Source organism: Leisingera sp. S232 (genome assembly GCF_049800895.1).
Classification (GTDB): Bacteria; Pseudomonadota; Alphaproteobacteria; order Rhodobacterales; family Rhodobacteraceae; genus Leisingera.
The window spans coordinates 1-17,013 of sequence record NZ_JBNAFX010000039.1 but is presented as its reverse complement, the minus strand read 5'-3'; the positions used below and the strand labels follow the sequence as shown (position 1 = coordinate 17,013).

General features: G+C 61.7%; 19 protein-coding genes and 1 pseudogene. 10 read left to right on the top strand and 10 right to left on the bottom strand.

From position 1 onward, the window contains the following. Nucleotides 1-33: 33 nt before the first annotated feature. The 7 genes from ACP151_RS18315 to ACP151_RS18285 all read right to left on the bottom strand — a co-directional run bounded on the left by ACP151_RS18315 (nucleotide 34) and on the right by ACP151_RS18285 (nucleotide 5,928). Nucleotides 34-1,080, bottom strand: coding sequence for an endonuclease/exonuclease/phosphatase family protein (locus ACP151_RS18315; protein WP_424980335.1), 1,047 nt, complete (start codon nucleotides 1,078-1,080; stop codon nucleotides 34-36). Further along, nucleotides 1,077-1,913: a hypothetical protein gene (locus ACP151_RS18310; protein ID WP_424980334.1), complete on the bottom strand. Its 837-nt coding sequence runs from the start codon at nucleotides 1,911-1,913 to the stop codon at nucleotides 1,077-1,079. The genes ACP151_RS18315 and ACP151_RS18310 overlap by 4 nt, the downstream gene beginning before the upstream one ends. Before the next feature lie 369 nt (nucleotides 1,914-2,282). Beyond that, a complete protein-coding gene (gene leuD / locus ACP151_RS18305; protein ID WP_424980333.1) occupies nucleotides 2,283-2,888 on the bottom strand; it encodes a 3-isopropylmalate dehydratase small subunit in 606 nt (201 codons plus the stop codon). Beyond that, entirely contained in the window at nucleotides 2,888-3,715 is an 828-nt protein-coding gene (locus ACP151_RS18300; RefSeq protein WP_424980332.1) for a hypothetical protein, read from the bottom strand. The genes leuD and ACP151_RS18300 overlap by 1 nt, the downstream gene beginning before the upstream one ends. Nucleotides 3,716-3,731: 16 nt before the next feature. Continuing rightward, on the bottom strand, nucleotides 3,732-5,138 hold the full coding sequence (gene leuC, locus ACP151_RS18295; RefSeq protein WP_424980331.1) for a 3-isopropylmalate dehydratase large subunit: 1,407 nt from the start codon (nucleotides 5,136-5,138) through the stop codon (nucleotides 3,732-3,734). Nucleotides 5,139-5,191: 53 nt separating this feature from the next. Beyond that, complete coding sequence (locus tag ACP151_RS18290; RefSeq protein WP_226429013.1) at nucleotides 5,192-5,290, bottom strand: isopropylmalate isomerase; 99 nt, start codon at nucleotides 5,288-5,290, stop codon at nucleotides 5,192-5,194. Nucleotides 5,291-5,433: 143 nt separating this feature from the next. Further along, entirely contained in the window at nucleotides 5,434-5,928 is a 495-nt protein-coding gene (locus ACP151_RS18285) for a hypothetical protein (RefSeq protein WP_424980330.1), read from the bottom strand. Nucleotides 5,929-6,041: 113 nt separating this feature from the next. On the opposite strand from ACP151_RS18285, the gene ACP151_RS18280 reads away from it, so the two are divergent. The 3 genes from ACP151_RS18280 (at nucleotide 6,042) to rlmH (ending at nucleotide 8,502) form a co-directional block, all read left to right on the top strand. Further along, the gene (locus tag ACP151_RS18280) at nucleotides 6,042-7,418 is read left to right on the top strand and encodes a mechanosensitive ion channel family protein (protein WP_424980329.1); all 1,377 of its coding nucleotides are present in this window, start codon (nucleotides 6,042-6,044) and stop codon (nucleotides 7,416-7,418) included. Between the two features lie 167 nt (nucleotides 7,419-7,585). Further along, nucleotides 7,586-7,957: a ribosome silencing factor gene (rsfS, locus tag ACP151_RS18275; protein WP_424980352.1), complete on the top strand. Its 372-nt coding sequence runs from the start codon at nucleotides 7,586-7,588 to the stop codon at nucleotides 7,955-7,957. 74 nt (nucleotides 7,958-8,031) lie between these two features. Next, nucleotides 8,032-8,502, top strand: coding sequence for a 23S rRNA (pseudouridine(1915)-N(3))-methyltransferase RlmH (rlmH, locus tag ACP151_RS18270; RefSeq protein WP_424980328.1), 471 nt, complete (start codon nucleotides 8,032-8,034; stop codon nucleotides 8,500-8,502). 83 nt (nucleotides 8,503-8,585) lie between these two features. Here rlmH and ACP151_RS18265 read toward each other — a convergent pair whose 3' ends face one another. Continuing rightward, nucleotides 8,586-8,942 carry a hypothetical protein gene (locus ACP151_RS18265; RefSeq protein ID WP_424980327.1) on the bottom strand — a complete coding sequence of 119 codons (357 nt, stop codon included), beginning with the start codon at nucleotides 8,940-8,942 and terminating at the stop codon, nucleotides 8,586-8,588. Nucleotides 8,943-8,977: 35 nt separating this feature from the next. After that, complete coding sequence (locus tag ACP151_RS18260) at nucleotides 8,978-9,700, bottom strand: DUF599 domain-containing protein (protein WP_424980326.1); 723 nt, start codon at nucleotides 9,698-9,700, stop codon at nucleotides 8,978-8,980. Between the two features lie 80 nt (nucleotides 9,701-9,780). Here ACP151_RS18260 and ACP151_RS18255 point away from each other — a divergent pair, with 80 nt between their 5' ends. The 7 genes from ACP151_RS18255 (at nucleotide 9,781) to ACP151_RS18225 (ending at nucleotide 16,416) form a co-directional block, all read left to right on the top strand. Then, nucleotides 9,781-11,229 (top strand): FAD-linked oxidase C-terminal domain-containing protein, encoded by a 1,449-nt coding sequence (locus tag ACP151_RS18255; RefSeq protein ID WP_424980325.1) that lies wholly within the window; start codon nucleotides 9,781-9,783, stop codon nucleotides 11,227-11,229. Between the two features lie 39 nt (nucleotides 11,230-11,268). Then, nucleotides 11,269-12,396, top strand: coding sequence for an FAD-binding protein (locus tag ACP151_RS18250; protein WP_424980324.1), 1,128 nt, complete (start codon nucleotides 11,269-11,271; stop codon nucleotides 12,394-12,396). A 3-nt stretch (nucleotides 12,397-12,399) separates the two neighbouring features. Beyond that, nucleotides 12,400-12,768, top strand: coding sequence for a hypothetical protein (locus ACP151_RS18245; RefSeq protein WP_424980323.1), 369 nt, complete (start codon nucleotides 12,400-12,402; stop codon nucleotides 12,766-12,768). Nucleotides 12,769-12,772: 4 nt separating this feature from the next. After that, entirely contained in the window at nucleotides 12,773-14,095 is a 1,323-nt protein-coding gene (glcF, locus tag ACP151_RS18240; RefSeq protein ID WP_424980322.1) for a glycolate oxidase subunit GlcF, read from the top strand. A gap of 153 nt (nucleotides 14,096-14,248) precedes the next feature. After that, a complete protein-coding gene (locus tag ACP151_RS18235; RefSeq protein ID WP_424980351.1) occupies nucleotides 14,249-15,007 on the top strand; it encodes a trypsin-like serine peptidase in 759 nt (252 codons plus the stop codon). Beyond that, nucleotides 15,004-15,819, top strand: a complete 816-nt coding sequence (locus ACP151_RS18230; RefSeq protein ID WP_424980321.1) for a trypsin-like serine peptidase — start codon at nucleotides 15,004-15,006, stop codon at nucleotides 15,817-15,819. The genes ACP151_RS18235 and ACP151_RS18230 overlap by 4 nt, the downstream gene beginning before the upstream one ends. A 132-nt stretch (nucleotides 15,820-15,951) precedes the next feature. After that, on the top strand, nucleotides 15,952-16,416 hold the full coding sequence (locus ACP151_RS18225) for an Hsp20 family protein (protein WP_424980320.1): 465 nt from the start codon (nucleotides 15,952-15,954) through the stop codon (nucleotides 16,414-16,416). 351 nt (nucleotides 16,417-16,767) lie between these two features. Here ACP151_RS18225 and ACP151_RS18220 read toward each other — a convergent pair. Next, a pseudogene (locus ACP151_RS18220) lies at nucleotides 16,768-17,013 on the bottom strand (IS5/IS1182 family transposase); the annotation flags it as partial.

Here is a 17,013-nt window from a genome sequence, read left to right as displayed (position 1 = left end):
AGATTGAAGAGGGGCGGGTCGTGCAGGGGAAGGTTAGTTCAGCAGCAAATCGACCCAGACCAGCCGGTGGCGGCTGGCGACCGCTGCAGGCGCGTCCGGGGCCTCCGGCCAAACAACGCCGCTGGCGGTGACAGTGAGCCCGGCGGAGGGCAGCACATAGTCCACCCGCATCTGGCCAGCTGACTGCCACGAGACGGTTGCAGTACCGCCTGCCGGGCTGTCCGGGCCCGGATCCTGGAGGCGCGGGTCGGACAGCAGCGCACGGATCGCCTCGCGTCGGCCTTTGCCGCGTTCCGGGTCAAGGTTGGCATCACCGGCGATGACAAATGGATGGTCGGGAACAGGCCCCAGCTGACCATCCAGCAGCAGCTGCCACATGCGGATTTCGTCGTGATTGCGCCGGCCGTTGCGGTCTTCCGGGCCGTCGAACAGAGGGGGCGTGGCATGAAAGGTCAAAAGAGTCAGCCTGCCAGCGTCCGGCAGCTCCAGCGGCACCAGCCAATGGGCTGTAGAGGACAGGCGCTGAACCGACTGAGCTGCGGCAGTGGGGAAGGGGCTGCCGTCAGGGTGTATCGGCAGCAGGGCGCCGGGCAAGTCTGTCCACAACAGTGCAGAGAAGTCGCGAACCTCTGTGGCAGCAATAGGCAGGCGCGACAGAACAGCCATGCCGCCCTGGCCGCGGAAACGGCCGTATCCCTGATTGTCCCGCGGCCCGCCAGCTTTGCCGTCACCGTCCAAATCCACCAAGCTTGGGGGGGGCAGGCCGGTGTTGGGCTGCAGTGCCAGGCGGTAAGGGTAGTGGAGGCCAAGATCGGCCAGCTGGGCGGCAAGCGCCGCCAGCGTCCGGCCCTCATAATCCCAGTCAATGCCTTGCAGCGCCAGCACATCAGGTTGCGCGCCCGCAATAACATCCGCGACGGCGGCGACTTGGGGGTCGCTGCCGCGCTTGATATCGCGCAGCAGCAAGCCAGGGCCGCTACGGGACAGCTCAGTGTTGAAGGTGGCGATGCGCAGGGTGTCTGCACGGACCGCAGCAGCGGCAAAGACCAAGAAAAGCACGCTGGCTGCCAGCTGCCTCATGCGGTTTGCAAGACCTCTTCAGGGGCGGCATAGGCGGCACGCCGTTTCTGCGCGATCAGCCCGGCAATTCGCAGCATGGCCATGCCCCGCATGATCATCGAAGCAGGCACCAGCGCCCAGGCGCTGATCACCCAGATCAGCATATGCGGCGCGGCCAACAGGCCCAGATCCACCAGCCCCGGCGCCAGTTTGGCCGCGGCAGGCATGGCAAAAGGCAGAAGGACTCCGCCTGCGATATTGATACGGCCATCCCGCTGCAGGCGCTGCACCACATCGCCGCCAGTGGTTGGGTCAAACAGTGGCAGGTTCACCCAGACATTGAATGCGCCGCTGCCCACCGGCCAATGGCCAACCCGGATCGCCAGTGCAAAGACGATGATCGCAATTGCGGCAACTGCACTGACCAGCCCGGCAGCATCGCGCACCATAAGCACCACTGTCTCTGGTACCTGTGGCGGCATCATCAGCACAGTCATCTGTACGGGCGAATAGGCAAAGTCGAGCTGGCCGCCAAGCCAGCCGCCCAGACGCGCCACCAGGGCGGTCAGCCCGGTCGGCGCCAGTGGATGCGCTGCCAGCAGGCTTAGACTGCCCACCGCCGCCGCAGCCGCAGCAAAGCGCATCCGGTTGATCGGCGGTGCATTGCGGAATTCGACGAAGCTGGGAAAGCTTGACGCATATTCGCTGATGGCCAAGGCCGAGCCCAACAGCGCAATGAACAAGATGATCTCGGGCGACTGGGTGGCCGATGCCGGAAGAATCAGCGTCGGCATCGCAAACAGCATGGCCACCAGTATGCCGCGGAACGCCGCGCCTGTGATGCGTGCAAACACGTTTCTTTTCCCTTCAAACCGGCATGGGCATTGTGCCTCTGATTTCCGGATTTGAAGCCCCCCGGGTTAACGGTCCGGAGTGCTCTGCCTCAATTTTGCCCCATTGTGGCCGGCAGGCAGCTTTCCGCTCAAGGGGCTGATACAGGCGCGGGCGCACTTTCCCGGCAGTACTGGTGCGGGATTGCATCAGAGTTCTGATTGAAATTGAGGGAGTTGGCGGCTGGCCTACCAGATGCTGTGGTCGGCTGTGGAGGGGCTACAAGGTGGTAGCGCATATGCAATTGCGGCAGAAATGCGGCGCGAATCTGGCGGAAAAGAAAAGCCGCCCGGAGAGGGCGGCCTTCATGTGTGTCTGCGGAGCCAGAAAGATCAGACCCAGGGGCGCTCTTGGGCAGCCTTTGCTTCGAAGGCCTTGATCGAGTCGGCTTTTTCCATGGTCAGGCCGATGTCGTCGAGACCGTTCAGCAGGCAGTGCTTCTTGAAGGCATCCACTTCGAACGGGATCACTTCACCATCAGAAGTGGTGATTTCCTGTGCTTCCAGATCCACGGTCATACGCGCATTGGCGCCTTTTTCCGCGTCTGCCATCAGAATGTTGACCTGCTCCTGCGGCAGCACGATTGGCAGGATGCCGTTCTTGAAGCTGTTGTTGAAGAAGATGTCGGCAAAAGACGTGGACACGATGCATTTGATGCCGAAATCGGCAATTGCCCACGGTGCATGCTCGCGCGAGGAGCCGCAGCCGAAGTTGTCGCCGGCAATCAGGATCTCTGCGTCGCGGTACTGCGGCTTGTTCAGCACGAAATCCTCGATCTCGGTGCCGTCGCGGTTATAGCGCATTTCGTCGAACAGGTTTTTCCCAAAACCGGTGCGCTGAATGGATTTCAGGAACACTTTGGGGATGATCATGTCGGTGTCGATGTTCACCAGCGGCATCGGGGCTGCAATACCCTGCAGTTTCTGGAACTTTTCCATTACTCATTTCCTTGTTTCTGGTGCTTCAAACCGCTGAGATCAAAGCCGATCTCCTGCGCGTGGCGCGCGATGAAGCTGTGTTTTTCAGGCCGGTGCATCTTGTGGTAGCGACGCACCATGGATGCGTAGAGATGTACGGCCAGAGTGTTTTCCGTTCGCCAGCCATCTTCCTGGCAGCTGCCACTGAACAGTACGTCGGTCAGAACCCCGCGGATTGGATAGAACACATCCGGTTCGCGCACATGTTCGACCTCGCCGGTCAGGTTCAGCGTGTAGTCCAGTGCCCTTGGGCCAAGCGATGGGCGCTGCAGCTCAAAGGCTGTCAGCAGCCGTTTGCCGGGCGGCGCGGCTTCCACGTCCTTGCGGAGGCGGCGGTGAAGCCACGGAGGCACAAATTCGGGGTCTTCGAACCAGTCCAGCAGGTGGTTCAGTGTTGCGGACTCTTTTGGCAACCGCAGAACCGCGCCGTTGATCGACCGCGTCGGCTCATAGCCGACGTAATAATCCGCAGCCGGCAGCGGCCGGCAGCAGAGCATATCCGTGTCGATCCAGATCATGTCCGTCTGTTTCAGCAGATAAAGGCGGAACAGATCCGACAGCATTGAGGGCGGCGCCTCCCCATGCCCTGCCAAGGCGGGGTCCCAGACTTCGGCTGCAGGGCAGGTGCGGACACCTGACGGAACCGGCGGCGCCACAGGCCCGGTGTGGAACAGCACAACCTCGTGGCCGCGCTGCACGAAACTGGCCAAGGACAGTTCGTGCAGCCAGTTCAGGCTGTCACCGATCCACAGGCTTGCGACTGCGGGAAGGGAAGGGCTGGACGGCATCGAAGGCCTCCTTGGCTCAGATCAGCTCGCGCACATCCGTCAGCTTGCCGGTCAGCGCGGCGGCAGCGGCCATGGCAGGCGACACCAGGTGGGTGCGGCCCTTGTAGCCTTGACGCCCCTCGAAGTTGCGGTTCGAGGTGGCAGCGCAACGTTCGCCTTCGGACAATTGGTCGGGGTTCATCGCCAGACACATGGAGCAGCCTGCAAGGCGCCACTCGAAACCGGCTTCCTCAAAGATCGCGGCCAGGCCTTCTTCCTCGGCCTGCGCCCGCACCAGGCCAGAGCCCGGAACGATCATGGCGCGCATGCCATCCTTGATCTTCTTACCCTTCACTACGTCGGCCACGGCGCGCATGTCTTCGATGCGGCCGTTGGTGCAGGAGCCGATGAAGACGGTATCGATCTCGATGTCGGTCAGCTTCTGGCCCGGGGTCAGACCCATGTAATCCAGCGAGCGGCGGGCCGCTTCGACTTTGCCGCCTTCGAAATCTTCGGGCGCCGGAACCACACCGGTGATCGGCAGAACGTCCTCGGGCGAGGTGCCCCAGGTCACAACCGGCTCGATGTCTTCGCCGCGGATGGTGACGACCTTGTCGAAATGGGCGCCTTCATCGGTGAAGAGGGTCTTCCACCAGTTCAGCGCGGCTTCCCACTGGGCGCCTTTCGGCGCGTGGGTGCGGCCCTTCACATATTCAAACGTGGTTTCATCCGGTGCCACCAGACCCGCGCGCGCGCCGCCTTCGATCGCCATGTTGCAGACGGTCATGCGGCCTTCCATCGACATGTCGCGGAAAACTTCGCCGCAATACTCGATGACATAGCCGGTGCCGCCGCCGGTGCCGGTCTCGCCGATGATCGCCAGGGTCACGTCCTTGGGGGTGACGCCCGGGCGCAGCTTGCCGGTCACTTCGACCTTCATGTTCTTGGACTTCTTCTGGATCAGCGTCTGGGTGGCCAGCACGTGCTCTACCTCAGAGGTGCCAATGCCATGCGCCAATGCGCCGAACGCACCATGGGTCGCGGTGTGGCTGTCGCCGCAGACCACGGTCATGCCGGGCAGGGTCCAGCCGTTTTCCGGGCCGACGATATGCACGATGCCCTGACGGACGTCGGATACCGGGTAATAGTGCACGCCGAATTCGCGGGCGTTCTTGTCGAGCGCCTCAACCTGGATACGGCTTTCCTTGGTCATAGTGGCCGGGTCGGCGCGGTCGAGCGTGGTGGGGACGTTATGGTCCGGCACCGCGATGGTCTTGTCGGGCGCATGCACCTTGCGGCCGGTCATGCGCAGGCCTTCGAAAGCCTGCGGGCTGGTCACTTCGTGGACCAGGTGGCGGTCGATATAGAGCAGGCTGGTGCCGTCCTCTGCTTCATGCGCAACATGCGCATCCCAGATCTTGTCATAGAGTGTTTTGGGGGACATGGGTCCACTCCCGATATGTATTAGATGTGCTGGCTTTGGGCTGGGCAGGCACCTTATAGGCGCGCCAGGACCGTGCGGGCGGCGCCAAAGAACCGTTCGCGCAGCCGCGCGCGGTCTTGCAGTTCGATCTTTTGCGCCAATACGAGGGTCATGGCTGTCAGATACATCCCGGCGGGCCGGCAATCAAGATTCGTTCTCAGCTCTGCGCCCGGGTTTCAAAGGATGCATTCCGCAACTGTGCAGGCAGGTGGGCCGTCTCTGGCGGCAGGCGTCGCGCCCCTGGGGCGGGCAGCGGTCAGGCGCTGCCCTGTTTCTTGGTCTGCCGCCTGGCGTCGGCGCGCGACATCGAGCGCAGGGCAAAGCGCATGCCAAAGGCGCCGACGATGCCCAGGCCGGCCATGATCAGCGGCATCATCCAGGTGGTGAAGAACCCGTGCCGTTCCTGCACCCAGCCGCGATGCTCCTTGTGATACAGGATCTCGAATGTCTGGCCGACTTCGGGCGTGAAGAAAACCGGCAAGAAAGTTTCAGCCTGCCACCAGTCACCGGCTGCATCCTGGTAGCGGACAGTCGGGTAATAGTCGCCGTCGTCAACCGTGCGTTTGGTGACAGTGTCGGTGCGGGTTCCGTGGACATAGCGGACCGACAGGATTTCGGCTTCGGCAGGTTCGGCGTGGCGCACAAACCGCCAGTTGTCGAGAAAGGCAATCAAGCCGAACAGGACAAATATCCCCGGCACCAGAAACATCAGAATGCGCATCCACAGCGGTTGCGTGACAGTTTCAGCCATTTGCCCCTCCGGTTTTCGCGCAGCATAGCAAACTGACCTGCTGCTGGCGATATTGCCAAGGCGGCTTGATCGAAACCGGGCAGGGCGGCACACTGTTAAAAAACGGGGGCGTAATGGAGCCGGAAGAGCAGACACTACCCAGGGACGCGATAGCAGAAAGCACGGCTGGGGCGCTGGAAATAGGCCAGCGGCTTTGGGCATTGGTCAACGAGGGGGCTGAGCTGCTGCTGAGACCCTGGAACGCCTATCAGGCCGGGATTGTGCTGGCGGTGTTTGTGCTGGCGGCGCTTGTTGCGCGGCCGCTTCAGAAGGTCTTTCACAATTGGCTGCGGTCGCGGGAAGGCTGGCCGCGCTGGAGGATCCGGGCAGGTCTGGTGCTGCACAAGCGGATACGGGGCATTCTGTTTGTATTGCTGATCTGGACAGTGGTCCTGATCATGCAGGAGGCGACATGGCCCAGCCGCTCGCGGCTGCTTGTAGTCATTGCCAACCTGTCGCTGGCCTGGCTGATCGTGGCGCTGGCCACCCGATTGGTTGGCAATCCGCTGCTGCGCAACCTGGTGAAATACGGTGCCTGGACCTGGATTGCTCTGCGTATTCTGGGCATTACCCAAGATGCGGTGCATCTGCTGGACAGTATTGCCATCAGTTTCGGCGATCTCAGGATCTCTTTGTTTCTGGTGGTCCAGGCCGTTGTCATTCTGGGAGTGATGCTGACGCTGGCACGGGTCATTTCCTCGGCGGCGGGGAACCGCATTCGCAGCAACCCGGACATTTCGCCATCAATGCAGGTTCTGGGCGCCAAGCTGGCGCAGATCCTGCTGTTCGGCGGAGCATTCTTCATTGGGCTGAAGGCGATCGGCATTGATCTGACAGGCCTGGCAGTGCTGTCTGGCGCGATTGGTGTCGGCCTGGGATTTGGCCTGCAAAAAGTGGTGTCCAATCTGGTGTCAGGCCTGATCATCCTGCTGGACAAATCGATCAAGCCGGGGGATGTGATTTCGCTAGGCGACACCTTCGGCTGGATCAACGCGCTGGGCGCCCGCTATGTTTCTGTTGTGACCCGTGACGGGCGCGAATATCTGATTCCCAACGAGGATCTGATCACCTCGCAGGTGGTGAACTGGTCCCATTCCGACAAATACGTGCGGCTCGATTTGCGGTTCGGTACCGGCTACGGCGATGATCCGCACAAGGTGCGCAAGATTGCGATTGAGGCTGCCTCTGCGGTTGCCCGGGTGCTGACGTCTGCGGGCAAGAAGCCTGTGTGCCATGTCACCGGATTCGGTGACAGCAGCGTGGACTACGTGCTGCGGATCTGGATCGACGACCCTACCGGCGGCCTCACCAATATTCGCGGCGCTGTCTTTTTGGCGTTGTGGGATGCGTTCCAGGCTGAAGGCATCTCCATTCCCTTCCCGCAACGTGAAGTCAGGATGCTGAACGACCCGTTGCCGGTAAGGGTTGCACCCGCGGACAATGGCGGATAAAGCACAGAGCTTGCGTCGTCAGGATGGGGTTTCATTGAAAATTTACCTCCTGGTTGCTACATTATTAACAGGCCCGGCGCCGGGGCGTGGCGGCGCGTTGTAAGGAGGACTATGTCCTGTCACCCGTACCTCAAGCGGCAGATGCCGCTGCTCATGGGGCAGCCGTGATGGCCGCCCGGTCCCAACCCACCAGCGAACAGCTGCTGGAGCGGATTCTCTCCTCACTCAGCGATGACAAAGCCGAAGATGTTGTGCAGATCGACCTGCGCGGCAAGACTGAGATCGGCGACTATATGGTCATTGCGTCCGGCCGTTCGACCCGTCAGGTCGCCGCCATGTCGGAAAAGCTGATGGACCGCCTGAAACAGGATTACGGCATCATCTGCAAGACCGAAGGCAAAGGTGCCGGTGACTGGGTGTTGATCGACTCCGGCGATGTTATCGTCCACCTCTTCCGCCCGGAAGTGCGCGAGTTTTATCAGCTCGAGAAAATGTGGATGCCCGCCGGCGCTGCAGAGACCCCCGCAGCCGAAGGCTGACCTGCGGTCTGGGCTGCGATTGAATTGATGCAGGCCCGCGCGATGGGTGCGGGCCGGATTGCTTCGGAATTTTCATGCGTCTGCATATCTGTGCGGCCGGGCGTCTGCGTTCTGGCCCGGAAAAATCCCTTATTGATGATTATCTGACCCGCTTTGACCGCAGCGGCCGGGCGCTGGGTCTTGGGCCCGCGCGGGTGGTTGAGATCGAGGACAAGAAAAACGGCGGCATGGCAGCCGAGGCAGCACTGCTGCGCAAGGCGCTGCCCAAAGGGGCGGTGATCTGCACATTGGATGAGCGCGGCAAGGTGATCTCCTCACCTGATTTCGCAGACAAGCTGGCAGGCTGGCGCGACAGCGGCCGCCAGGATCTGGCGCTGATCATCGGAGGCGCGGACGGAATAGATCCATCGCTCCGGGCAGAGGCTGATTTCTCGATCTCATTCGGCAAGATGGTGTGGCCGCATATGCTGGTGCGGGTGATGTTGGCAGAGCAGATCTACCGTGCCGCGACCATTCTGGCCGGAAGCCCCTATCACCGGGTTTGAATGCGCCTTGCGGCGCATGCTGCCCTCTCGGCGGCATAGCCGCCTGCCGGACAGCAGGATTAAGTATTTTTGGAAAGATGAAATCAGGGCAGGGTGAGAGTGTAGAGTGTCTCGCCCCAGCCATCGACCTGGCAACGGGCCTGGATGTGCACTTGGCTTGTGCCCGCAGGGATCTTCACGCCGCTCAGGGACCGGGTGAAAGGCTGTTCGTGTTCATGGGGATGCGCCAATACGCGCAGGCCCAGTTCATTGCCGCCCATGTCCAGAACCCGCCAGCCGTCGGCGTAATGCTCCCATCCGGTATCAGGGTGTGACAGGGTCACACTGAACGTCCAGTGTTCGCCGGATTGGCGGGCGGTGGCGTTTTCGATCACCGGTTCTTCGGCCTGGGCAGGAAGGGCCGCGGTGGTGAGTGCGAGGGTGAGAAGCAGATGTTTCATAAAGGCACCTTATCCATGGAGAAGCCAAAAGGCAGTCACGAAACCGTGTCCCCTTTGCTGGCGGGCGGGATGCGCAGAAGGATGGTGCGGGAGTGCGAGGCGAACTCGCGCCGGTAGAGCACCGCGAAGGTCACCAGAACTGCGCCGCCCAATGCTGCGGCGCCGGCCAGCCAGGCCACCGCAGCCAATGCAAAATAGGTTGCGCGCATGCCGCGGTTGAAACTGCGCGCGGCGGTGATGCTGATCTCGGCGGCCTGTGCCGCACGCGGATAAGACAGCGCGTCGCCTGGATCGTTCGGCACCGCTGCCATCAGCACCGAGCAATAGCCGAACAGCCGGTGCGCCCAGACGTATTTCAGGAACGCATTGGACAGGAACAGCAGAACCACCAGGATTTTCACCTCCCAGACAAAGGCGGGAGCGCTGTCCTGGATCAGGTCCTGAGCAACCCCCGCCAGCTGTTCCGTATTGCCGATGAGCGCGAGGCCGCCGCCGATGGCAATCATCGAAGTTGACGCGAAAAAGGCTGTGCCCTGCCGCATATTGCCAATGAGCTGCGCATCAAAGATCCGCGGATCGCGCCCCACCATTTGCTTCATCCAGTCGCGCCGGAAATCCGCCATCAGCCAGGACACCGATGGCTTGCCTGCGGGCGGGGTCTCGATCCGCCAGCCGATCCACATCCAGGTGGAAATCAGCAGGGTCAGGGCTGCGAGATCAAAAAGGGAAAACAGGGACAGTCGGTCGAGCCAAATCATGGCCTGACCCTAGCGCGGCAAACCGTCTCTTGCCAGATTGGAAAAATTGGTAATATAATTTTACCAAAGAGGAGAACCTGATGGAGATGCCATCCCCGAATCCTGCCATTCTGGCCCGCAAGTCGGCGCTGGCTGCACGGCTGCTGGCTGTTCTGCCGTCTGATGCGGTGATTCAGGACGCGGCAGAAACACGCGCTTATGAATGTGATGCGCTCACGGCTTACAGATGCCCGCCACTGCTGGCGGTGCTGCCGCGCAGCACGCAGGAGGTGTCGGACGTGCTGCGCATCTGCCATGAGGAAGGCGTGCCGGTGGTGCCGCGCGGGGCCGGTACCTCACTGGCGGGCGGGGCGCTGCCGACGGCGGATTGCGTCATTCTGGGCGTGGCGCGGATGAATGAAGTTCTTGAAACCGATTATGAAAACCGTGTCATTCGGGTGCAGACCGGACGCACCAATCTGAGTGTTTCCGGTGCCGTGGAGGAAGAGGATTTCTTCTATGCGCCTGACCCGTCCTCGCAGCTGGCCTGTGCCATAGCTGGCAATATCGCGATGAATTCCGGCGGCGCGCATTGCCTGAAATACGGGGTGACCACCAACAATCTATTGGGCGTGACCATGGTGATGATGGATGGCTCTGTGGTGGAGATCGGCGGCGCGCATCTGGATGCAGGCGGTCTGGATCTGCTGGGGATCATCTGCGGCAGCGAAGGGCAGCTGGGAGTGGTGACCGAGGCCACCCTGCGTATCCTGCGCAAGCCGGAGGGCGCGCGCCCGGTGCTGATCGGTTATGACAGCAACGAGGTCGCCGGTGCCTGTGTCAGCGACATCATCAAGGCAGGTGTGCTGCCGGTGGCCATTGAATTTATGGACCGCCCTTGTATCCAGGCCTGCGAAGCCTTTGCCAAGGCGGGCTACCCGATGTGCGAGGCGCTGCTGATCATAGAGGTTGAGGGCAGCGAAGCGGAAATCGAACATCAGCTGGGCCTGATCACGGAGATTGCCCGCGCGCACAAACCGGTCGAGTTGCGCGAAGCCGGTGATGCGGATGAGGCAGCCCGCATCTGGCTGGGCCGCAAGTCGGCCTTTGGCGCCATGGGACAGATCAACGACTACATGTGCCTGGACGGCACCATACCGGTGACCTCATTGCCGTTTGTACTGCGCCGGATCGGCGAGATGAGCAAGGAGTTCGGGCTGGATGTGGCCAATGTCTTTCACGCGGGCGACGGCAATATGCACCCTTTGATCCTGTTTGATGCCAACAGGCCCGGCGATCTGGAGACCTGCGAGGCCTTTGGGGCGGAGATTCTGAAGCTGTGTGTTGAGGCGGGTGGCTGTCTGACCGGCGAGCACGGTGTGGGGGTCGAGAAACGTGACCTGATGTTGCATCAGTATGACGCGGCGGACCTGGAGGCCCAGCTGAAGGTCAAGGATGTGTTTGACCCCAAGTGGCTGTTGAACCCGGCCAAGGTGTTCCCGCTTTCGGTGACAGCGAGCCGCCGTGGCGTAGTGCGGGCTGCAGAGTGATTGGGGCTTTGCCCCAAACCCCAGAGTATTTCGGGAAAGATGAAGATGCTGACACCAGGGAACGAGGCCGAGCTGGCGGACATCATTTTGGGTGCACGGGGGCCGCTGTGCATCCAGGGCGGCGGAACCCGCGGGCTGGGCGTCGGCGGGGACGTGCTGAGCACCGCCGGGCTGTCGGGGATTGAACTTTATGAACCCGGAGCGCTGACGCTGGTGGTGAAATCCGGAACGCCGCTGGCAGAGGTGGACAAGCTGCTGGCGGCGGAAAACCAGCGGCTGGCCTTTGAGCCGATGGACCACCGCGGGCTGTTGGGCGCCGATGGCGAGCCGACCATTGGCGGGGTGATTGCAGCCAATGTGTCCGGCCCTCGGCGCATTCAGGCCGGCGCGGCCCGCGACCACCTGCTGGGGGTGCGCTTTGTGGATGGTTCCGGACAGGCCGTTAAGAATGGCGGCCGGGTGATGAAGAACGTCACCGGCTATGATCTGGTAAAGCTGATGTGCGGCGCCCATGGCACGTTGGGGGTGCTGACGGACGTGTCGCTGAAGGTGCTGCCTGAACCTGAGTGCAGTGGTACGCTGGTCTGGCACGGGCTTGGGTGGACGGCAGCTTTGAAAGTGTTTTGCGAGGCTTTGAGATCGCCATACGACGTCACTGGCGCGGGCCGGCTGCCACCGGTGTCCGGTACAAAATCAAAAACAGTTATTCGGGTGGAGGGGTTTGAAGACTCGGTAAAATACCGGCTGAAGGCGTTGCGGAAACTCTTTGCAGACTTGAGGCCTGACGAACAGATGATTGAGGCGGAACGCAACACGCAGGTTTGGCGGTCTTTGCGCGACGCTAAACCGTTTCATGGAACGGCTGGTGACGTGTGGCGGACTTCGGTCAAACCGACGGATATGGTCAAGGTGACCGGGCAGGGGGAATTCGAGCATGTTGTTGATTGGGGTGGAGGGCTGATCTGGAGCCTGGTGCCGGAGGGGGTGGATTTCCGGCAGAAACTGGCAGAGGTGCCCGGCCACGCCACTTTAGTACGCGCGAGCGCCGAGACACGGGCCCGATTGGGGGTGTTTCAGCCGCAGTCCGGCCCGCTGGCGGCACTTTCCGAAAAGCTGCGACGCGGGTTTGATCCTCGGGGCATCCTCAATCCGGGACTGATGGGATAGGACATGGACCTTATTGCGCTATTTCTGGCCGGTGTGCCAGTCTTTGCAGTTCTGGCGCTGGTCCCGCAAGCGCGGGCAGGGGTGTTTCTGGGGCTGGCGGCGGCTGCTGCCATCTGGGCTGCGCATCAGATGCTGCCGCCCGTGACTGGCAGTGACGCTGCCGGGAATGCCATGGCCAAGGGCTTTCGGGCCTTTCTCTATGCATCTGCAGCCGGGGGCGGGGCCGCTGCCTGTCTGTTTCATCTGACGCGCATAGCCTGGCCGGCTGTCGGCAGCAGGGGAGTCAGAATATTCCGTTTCGTTTTCTTTCTTGCCGTCAGCATTCCGCTGGGAGCTACGCTGCTGGTCTTTTGGGAAGAAGTTCTGAGGTAATCTGATGCAAACCACCTTCACAGAAACGCAACTGCAGGACCCGGGTACCAAACGCGCCAACGAGATCCTGCGCTCTTGCGTGCATTGCGGGTTCTGCACCGCCACATGTCCGACCTATCAGGTACTGGGCGATGAACTCGACAGTCCGCGCGGCCGGATCTATCTGATCAAGGATATGCTGGAAAATGAGCGGGTGCCGGACGCCAAAACCGTCAAGCATATCGACCGCTGCCTCAGTTGCCTTGCCTGCATGACCACCTGTCCCTCGGGTGTGCATTACATGCATCTGGTGGATCACGCCCGCGCCTATATCGAGAAACACTATGACCGGCCCTGGAGCGACCGTGCCTTGCGCTGGCTTTTGGCCCGGATCCTGCCGTATCCAACCCGGTTCCGGTTGGCGCTGCTGGGCGCGAAACTGGCGCGGCCCTTCAGGCGGCTGGTGCCTGATGCGCGGCTCAGAGCGATGTTGGATATGGTGCCCAAATCCATCCCGCCGGTCAGCCGCAATGACGATCCGCAAAGCTTTGCGCCCACTCAGCCGCAAAAGAAGCGGGTTGCCCTGATGACCGGCTGTGCCCAGAAGGCACTGAATACGGATATCAATGACGCGACCATCCGCCTGCTGACCCGGCTCGGCTGCGAGGTGGTGGTGGCCAAGGGCGCAGGCTGTTGCGGGGCGTTGACCCACCACATGGGGCGTGAGGCAGAAAGCCATGCGACGGCTGCCAGGAACATCTGCGCCTGGGCGGCAGAGATGGATGGGCAGGGGCTGGATGCGATTGTCATCAACACGTCCGGCTGTGGCACCACGGTCAAGGACTACGGGCATATGTTCCGCAAGGATCCCCTGGCAGCGGATGCCGCGCGGGTGTCTGCAATCGCGATGGATATCTCGGAACTGTTGATGCAGCTGGAGCTGCCGGAAGGTGCGGACAACGGGCTGACGGTGGCCTATCATGCGGCCTGTTCGCTGCAGCACGGCCAGCAGGTCAAGACCCACCCCAAAACACTGCTGAAACGGGCGGGTTTTAAGGTGGTGGAACCTGCCGACAGCCATCTTTGCTGCGGTTCTGCCGGTACTTACAACCTGATGCAGCCGGACATCTCCGCCCAGCTGAAGACACGCAAGGTAAAGACATTGGAGGCCAAACAGCCGGATCTGATTGCTGCGGGCAACATTGGCTGCATGATGCAGATCGGCTCAGGCACCGCCTTACCGATTGTGCATACGGTGGAACTGCTGGACTGGGCCACCGGCGGCCCGCAGCCGCCTGCACTGACCGCGCCGGGGAAACAGGCGCCGCAGGTGCCGGTACTGCGCTGAGGGTGCGGTCGAAAAGAATTGGGCTGCATTCACCGCAGGCTTGCCGTAATTTCGCCTGAACAGATCAATAATCTCCCAGCCGGTGGATAACAGGAGATAAATGTGAGGCAGTGGATACTGGCAGCGCTAGCGGCCCTATTGCCGGTTGCAGCGATGGCGCAGGACAGCGGTCTTCAGCGCATGGATACGCTGGATGCCGGGCGCCAGTGGGAGGCGGTCGGACGGCTGGATGTGAACGGCGAGGGGGTCTGCACCGGCGCCCTGATTGCACCGGATCTGGTGCTGACGGCCGCGCATTGCCTTTACGACAGCCAGACCGGTGAGCAAATTGATCCGGCAACCATCGAGTTTCTGGCCGGCTGGCGCAATGGGCGCGCGTCGGCTTACCGCAGTGTGCGACGCGCTGTGCAGCATCCGACCTATGTCTATGGCAGCGACCTTTCCACGGGCAGGGTGCGCAACGACTTGGCCCTGCTGCAGCTGCAGCGTCCGATCCGTAACACGACAGTCACGCCGTTTGAGACGGATGAGCGCCCGCGAAAAGGAGCGAAAATCGGTGTTGTCTCTTACGCCCACGATCGCTCCGAAGCACCGTCCCTGCAGGAAGTGTGCGCGGTGATGGCACGTCAGCAAGGGGTGCTGGTGATGTCATGCGATGTGGATTTCGGCTCTTCCGGTGCGCCTGTGTTTTCTTTTGAAGGGGAGGTTCCCCGGATTGTTTCGGTGATTTCGGCCAAAGCCGAGGTGCGCGGCGAGAGGGTCTCTCTGGGCTCAGCGCTGGCTGAGGAGCTGACTTTGCTGCAGGCGCAGTTGACGGGGGTTGCCACTGGTGGACTGCTGCCGCCTGGCGTCGGCCGGGTGAAGGTTGGCGAGGGGCGCGGCTCCTCTGGTGCCAAATTCATATCGCAATGACCTGGCGCGCGCTGATACTGGGGCTTGCGGCCCTGGCCTGTGCCGGAAGTGCTGCGGCCCAGAACACCGGGCTGCGCCGCCTGACAGATCGCGATGACCTGTTCGGCTGGGAGGCCGTCGGGCGGCTGGAGCTGAACGGTCAGGGCTATTGCACCGGCACGCTGATTGCACCGGAACTGGTGCTGACGGCGGCGCATTGTGTTTACAGCAATGACGGCGGATTGCGCCCGGCAGAGCAGATCAGGTTCCGGGCCGGGCTGCGCGATGGGATCGCGGTTGCCGACCGCCAGGCGCTGCAGATCGCGGCCCACCCCGGCTATGACCCGCGCCGCCGCCTGAATATGGAAAACATCCGCCACGATGTAGCGCTGGTCCGTCTGGCAGAGCCAATTCTCAGCGGTCAGGCGGATGCCTTTGCGTTGCATTCAGGCGAGGAGTACGGCGGCGCCATCTCTGTAACTTCCTATGGCAAAGGCCGGGACGACGCGCTGTCACGCCAGCGCCAGTGCAGCCTGATGAGCGAGTACAGAGACGTGCTGATGATTGACTGCAATGTCACTTTCGGTTCCTCCGGGGCGCCTGTGTTTTCGCAAGTGGGCGGGCGCGGACGGATTTTGTCACTGGTGTCCGGCGGCGGCAGCTATGGCGGCAAGCAAGTGGCCTTTGGCATGAAACTGCCGCAGCGGGTGGCGGAGCTGAAGGCCCAGCTGCGCCGGAATTCGGTGGCGGCGCCGGACCGGCGGATCAAGCGGATCCGGGCCGGTGGCGGCGGGTCGGCAGGTGGTGCAAAATTTGTGCGCGCAGGTGAGTGATGGCCTCTTGAAGGTGCGTTTCACGTTCTTATCTCAGGATTATCCGGGCTGCCGCTGAATGGGGTCCGGAACACCCAGCCTGTCCCTGCAGGGAAGGCCCCCTGAAATCGCTCAGTTATGAGGATGAGATATATGCGTACTTTTGATTTTGCACCGCTGCACCGCGCCACAATCGGTTTTGACCAGATTGCCAGCCTGATGGACCGGGCGCTCAGCGCTGATGCTGCCCAGCCCAGCTACCCGCCCTACAATATCGAAAAGACCGACGCCGACAGCTACCGTATTTCAATTGCTGTTGCCGGTTTTTCTGACGAAGATTTGAACGTCGAGGTGCGGGAAAACGCATTGGTCGTTTCCGCACGGAAGGCCGAGGAGGGCGAAACCGGCACCTTCCTGCACCGCGGCATTGCCACCCGTGCCTTTGAACGCCGTTTTACACTGGCCGACCATGTCCGGGTGACCGGTGCGGCCCATGAAAACGGCATGTTGCATATCGATCTGCACCGCGAGGTGCCGGAGGCGCTGAAACCGCGCCGGATCGAAATCTCCTCCTCCCGCTCGAACCGGGCCGAGATCGAGGCCAAAGCGGTCAACTGATCCCCCTCGGCAAGGTTTGAGTGCACGTGCCCCCCGGTTCTGCCGGGGGGTCTTTTTGTTCCCAAGGGGCGCAGGCAGGAAAGTCTTAGCTTTTTGGCAGCACTATCGGGGTGTTTTCCGGCATCGGAGCAGGGCTGCCATTGCAGACGCGGACCTGCACCCGAGCCGCCGATGAGTTGCAGGGGCAAGGTTATGAGACCTCAGGATATCCAGTCGGTTCAGCAAAGTTTTGCAGGAATATTTGCCCGCAAGGCAGATCTGGCTGAGCGGTTTTATGTCCATCTCTACACCCGCCATCGGCGTTGTTGCGCAACTCGTTTTGAGGACGAGCTTCCCCTTTCCGCGGCGGATTCATCCATCACACACGATCTCGGCGGTGCCGAGGGCCGAGAATCGGTTCATGAGAGCGATGCGGATGTGGATTTCGGCGGTTTGTCTGTCTGGGTCCCTCGCCATGATGCGTTCGCCGAATGCCTTGAGGCATAGCATTTTGGCCTCCACGCGACTTCGGATGTGATAACCACTCCATCGTTTCCACAGCGCCCTGCCGAAGCGTTGCGAAGCGCGCAGTATCTCGTTGCGCGCCTTGGCGGCGGG

Excerpts from the sequence above, each read along its gene's own strand:
- ACP151_RS18255 (WP_424980325.1), top strand. The coding sequence starts at position 9,781 with ATGGAGATGCCATCCCCGAATCCTGCCATTCTGGCCCGCAAGTCGGCG.
- ACP151_RS18300 (WP_424980332.1), bottom strand. The coding sequence starts at position 3,715 with ATGCCGTCCAGCCCTTCCCTTCCCGCAGTCGCAAGCCTGTGGATCGGT.
- leuC (WP_424980331.1), bottom strand. The coding sequence starts at position 5,138 with ATGTCCCCCAAAACACTCTATGACAAGATCTGGGATGCGCATGTTGCG.
- ACP151_RS18225 (WP_424980320.1), top strand. The coding sequence starts at position 15,952 with ATGCGTACTTTTGATTTTGCACCGCTGCACCGCGCCACAATCGGTTTT.
- ACP151_RS18250 (WP_424980324.1), top strand. The coding sequence starts at position 11,269 with ATGAAGATGCTGACACCAGGGAACGAGGCCGAGCTGGCGGACATCATT.
- ACP151_RS18285 (WP_424980330.1), bottom strand. The coding sequence starts at position 5,928 with ATGGCTGAAACTGTCACGCAACCGCTGTGGATGCGCATTCTGATGTTT.
- ACP151_RS18315 (WP_424980335.1), bottom strand. The coding sequence starts at position 1,080 with ATGAGGCAGCTGGCAGCCAGCGTGCTTTTCTTGGTCTTTGCCGCTGCT.
- glcF (WP_424980322.1), top strand. The coding sequence starts at position 12,773 with ATGCAAACCACCTTCACAGAAACGCAACTGCAGGACCCGGGTACCAAA.
- rlmH (WP_424980328.1), top strand. The coding sequence starts at position 8,032 with ATGCGTCTGCATATCTGTGCGGCCGGGCGTCTGCGTTCTGGCCCGGAA.
- leuD (WP_424980333.1), bottom strand. The coding sequence starts at position 2,888 with ATGGAAAAGTTCCAGAAACTGCAGGGTATTGCAGCCCCGATGCCGCTG.
- ACP151_RS18290 (WP_226429013.1), bottom strand. The coding sequence starts at position 5,290 with ATGACCCTCGTATTGGCGCAAAAGATCGAACTGCAAGACCGCGCGCGG.
- ACP151_RS18230 (WP_424980321.1), top strand. The coding sequence starts at position 15,004 with ATGACCTGGCGCGCGCTGATACTGGGGCTTGCGGCCCTGGCCTGTGCC.
- ACP151_RS18265 (WP_424980327.1), bottom strand. The coding sequence starts at position 8,942 with ATGAAACATCTGCTTCTCACCCTCGCACTCACCACCGCGGCCCTTCCT.
- ACP151_RS18235 (WP_424980351.1), top strand. The coding sequence starts at position 14,249 with ATGGCGCAGGACAGCGGTCTTCAGCGCATGGATACGCTGGATGCCGGG.
- rsfS (WP_424980352.1), top strand. The coding sequence starts at position 7,586 with ATGGCCGCCCGGTCCCAACCCACCAGCGAACAGCTGCTGGAGCGGATT.
- ACP151_RS18280 (WP_424980329.1), top strand. The coding sequence starts at position 6,042 with ATGGAGCCGGAAGAGCAGACACTACCCAGGGACGCGATAGCAGAAAGC.
- ACP151_RS18260 (WP_424980326.1), bottom strand. The coding sequence starts at position 9,700 with ATGATTTGGCTCGACCGACTGTCCCTGTTTTCCCTTTTTGATCTCGCA.
- ACP151_RS18245 (WP_424980323.1), top strand. The coding sequence starts at position 12,400 with ATGGACCTTATTGCGCTATTTCTGGCCGGTGTGCCAGTCTTTGCAGTT.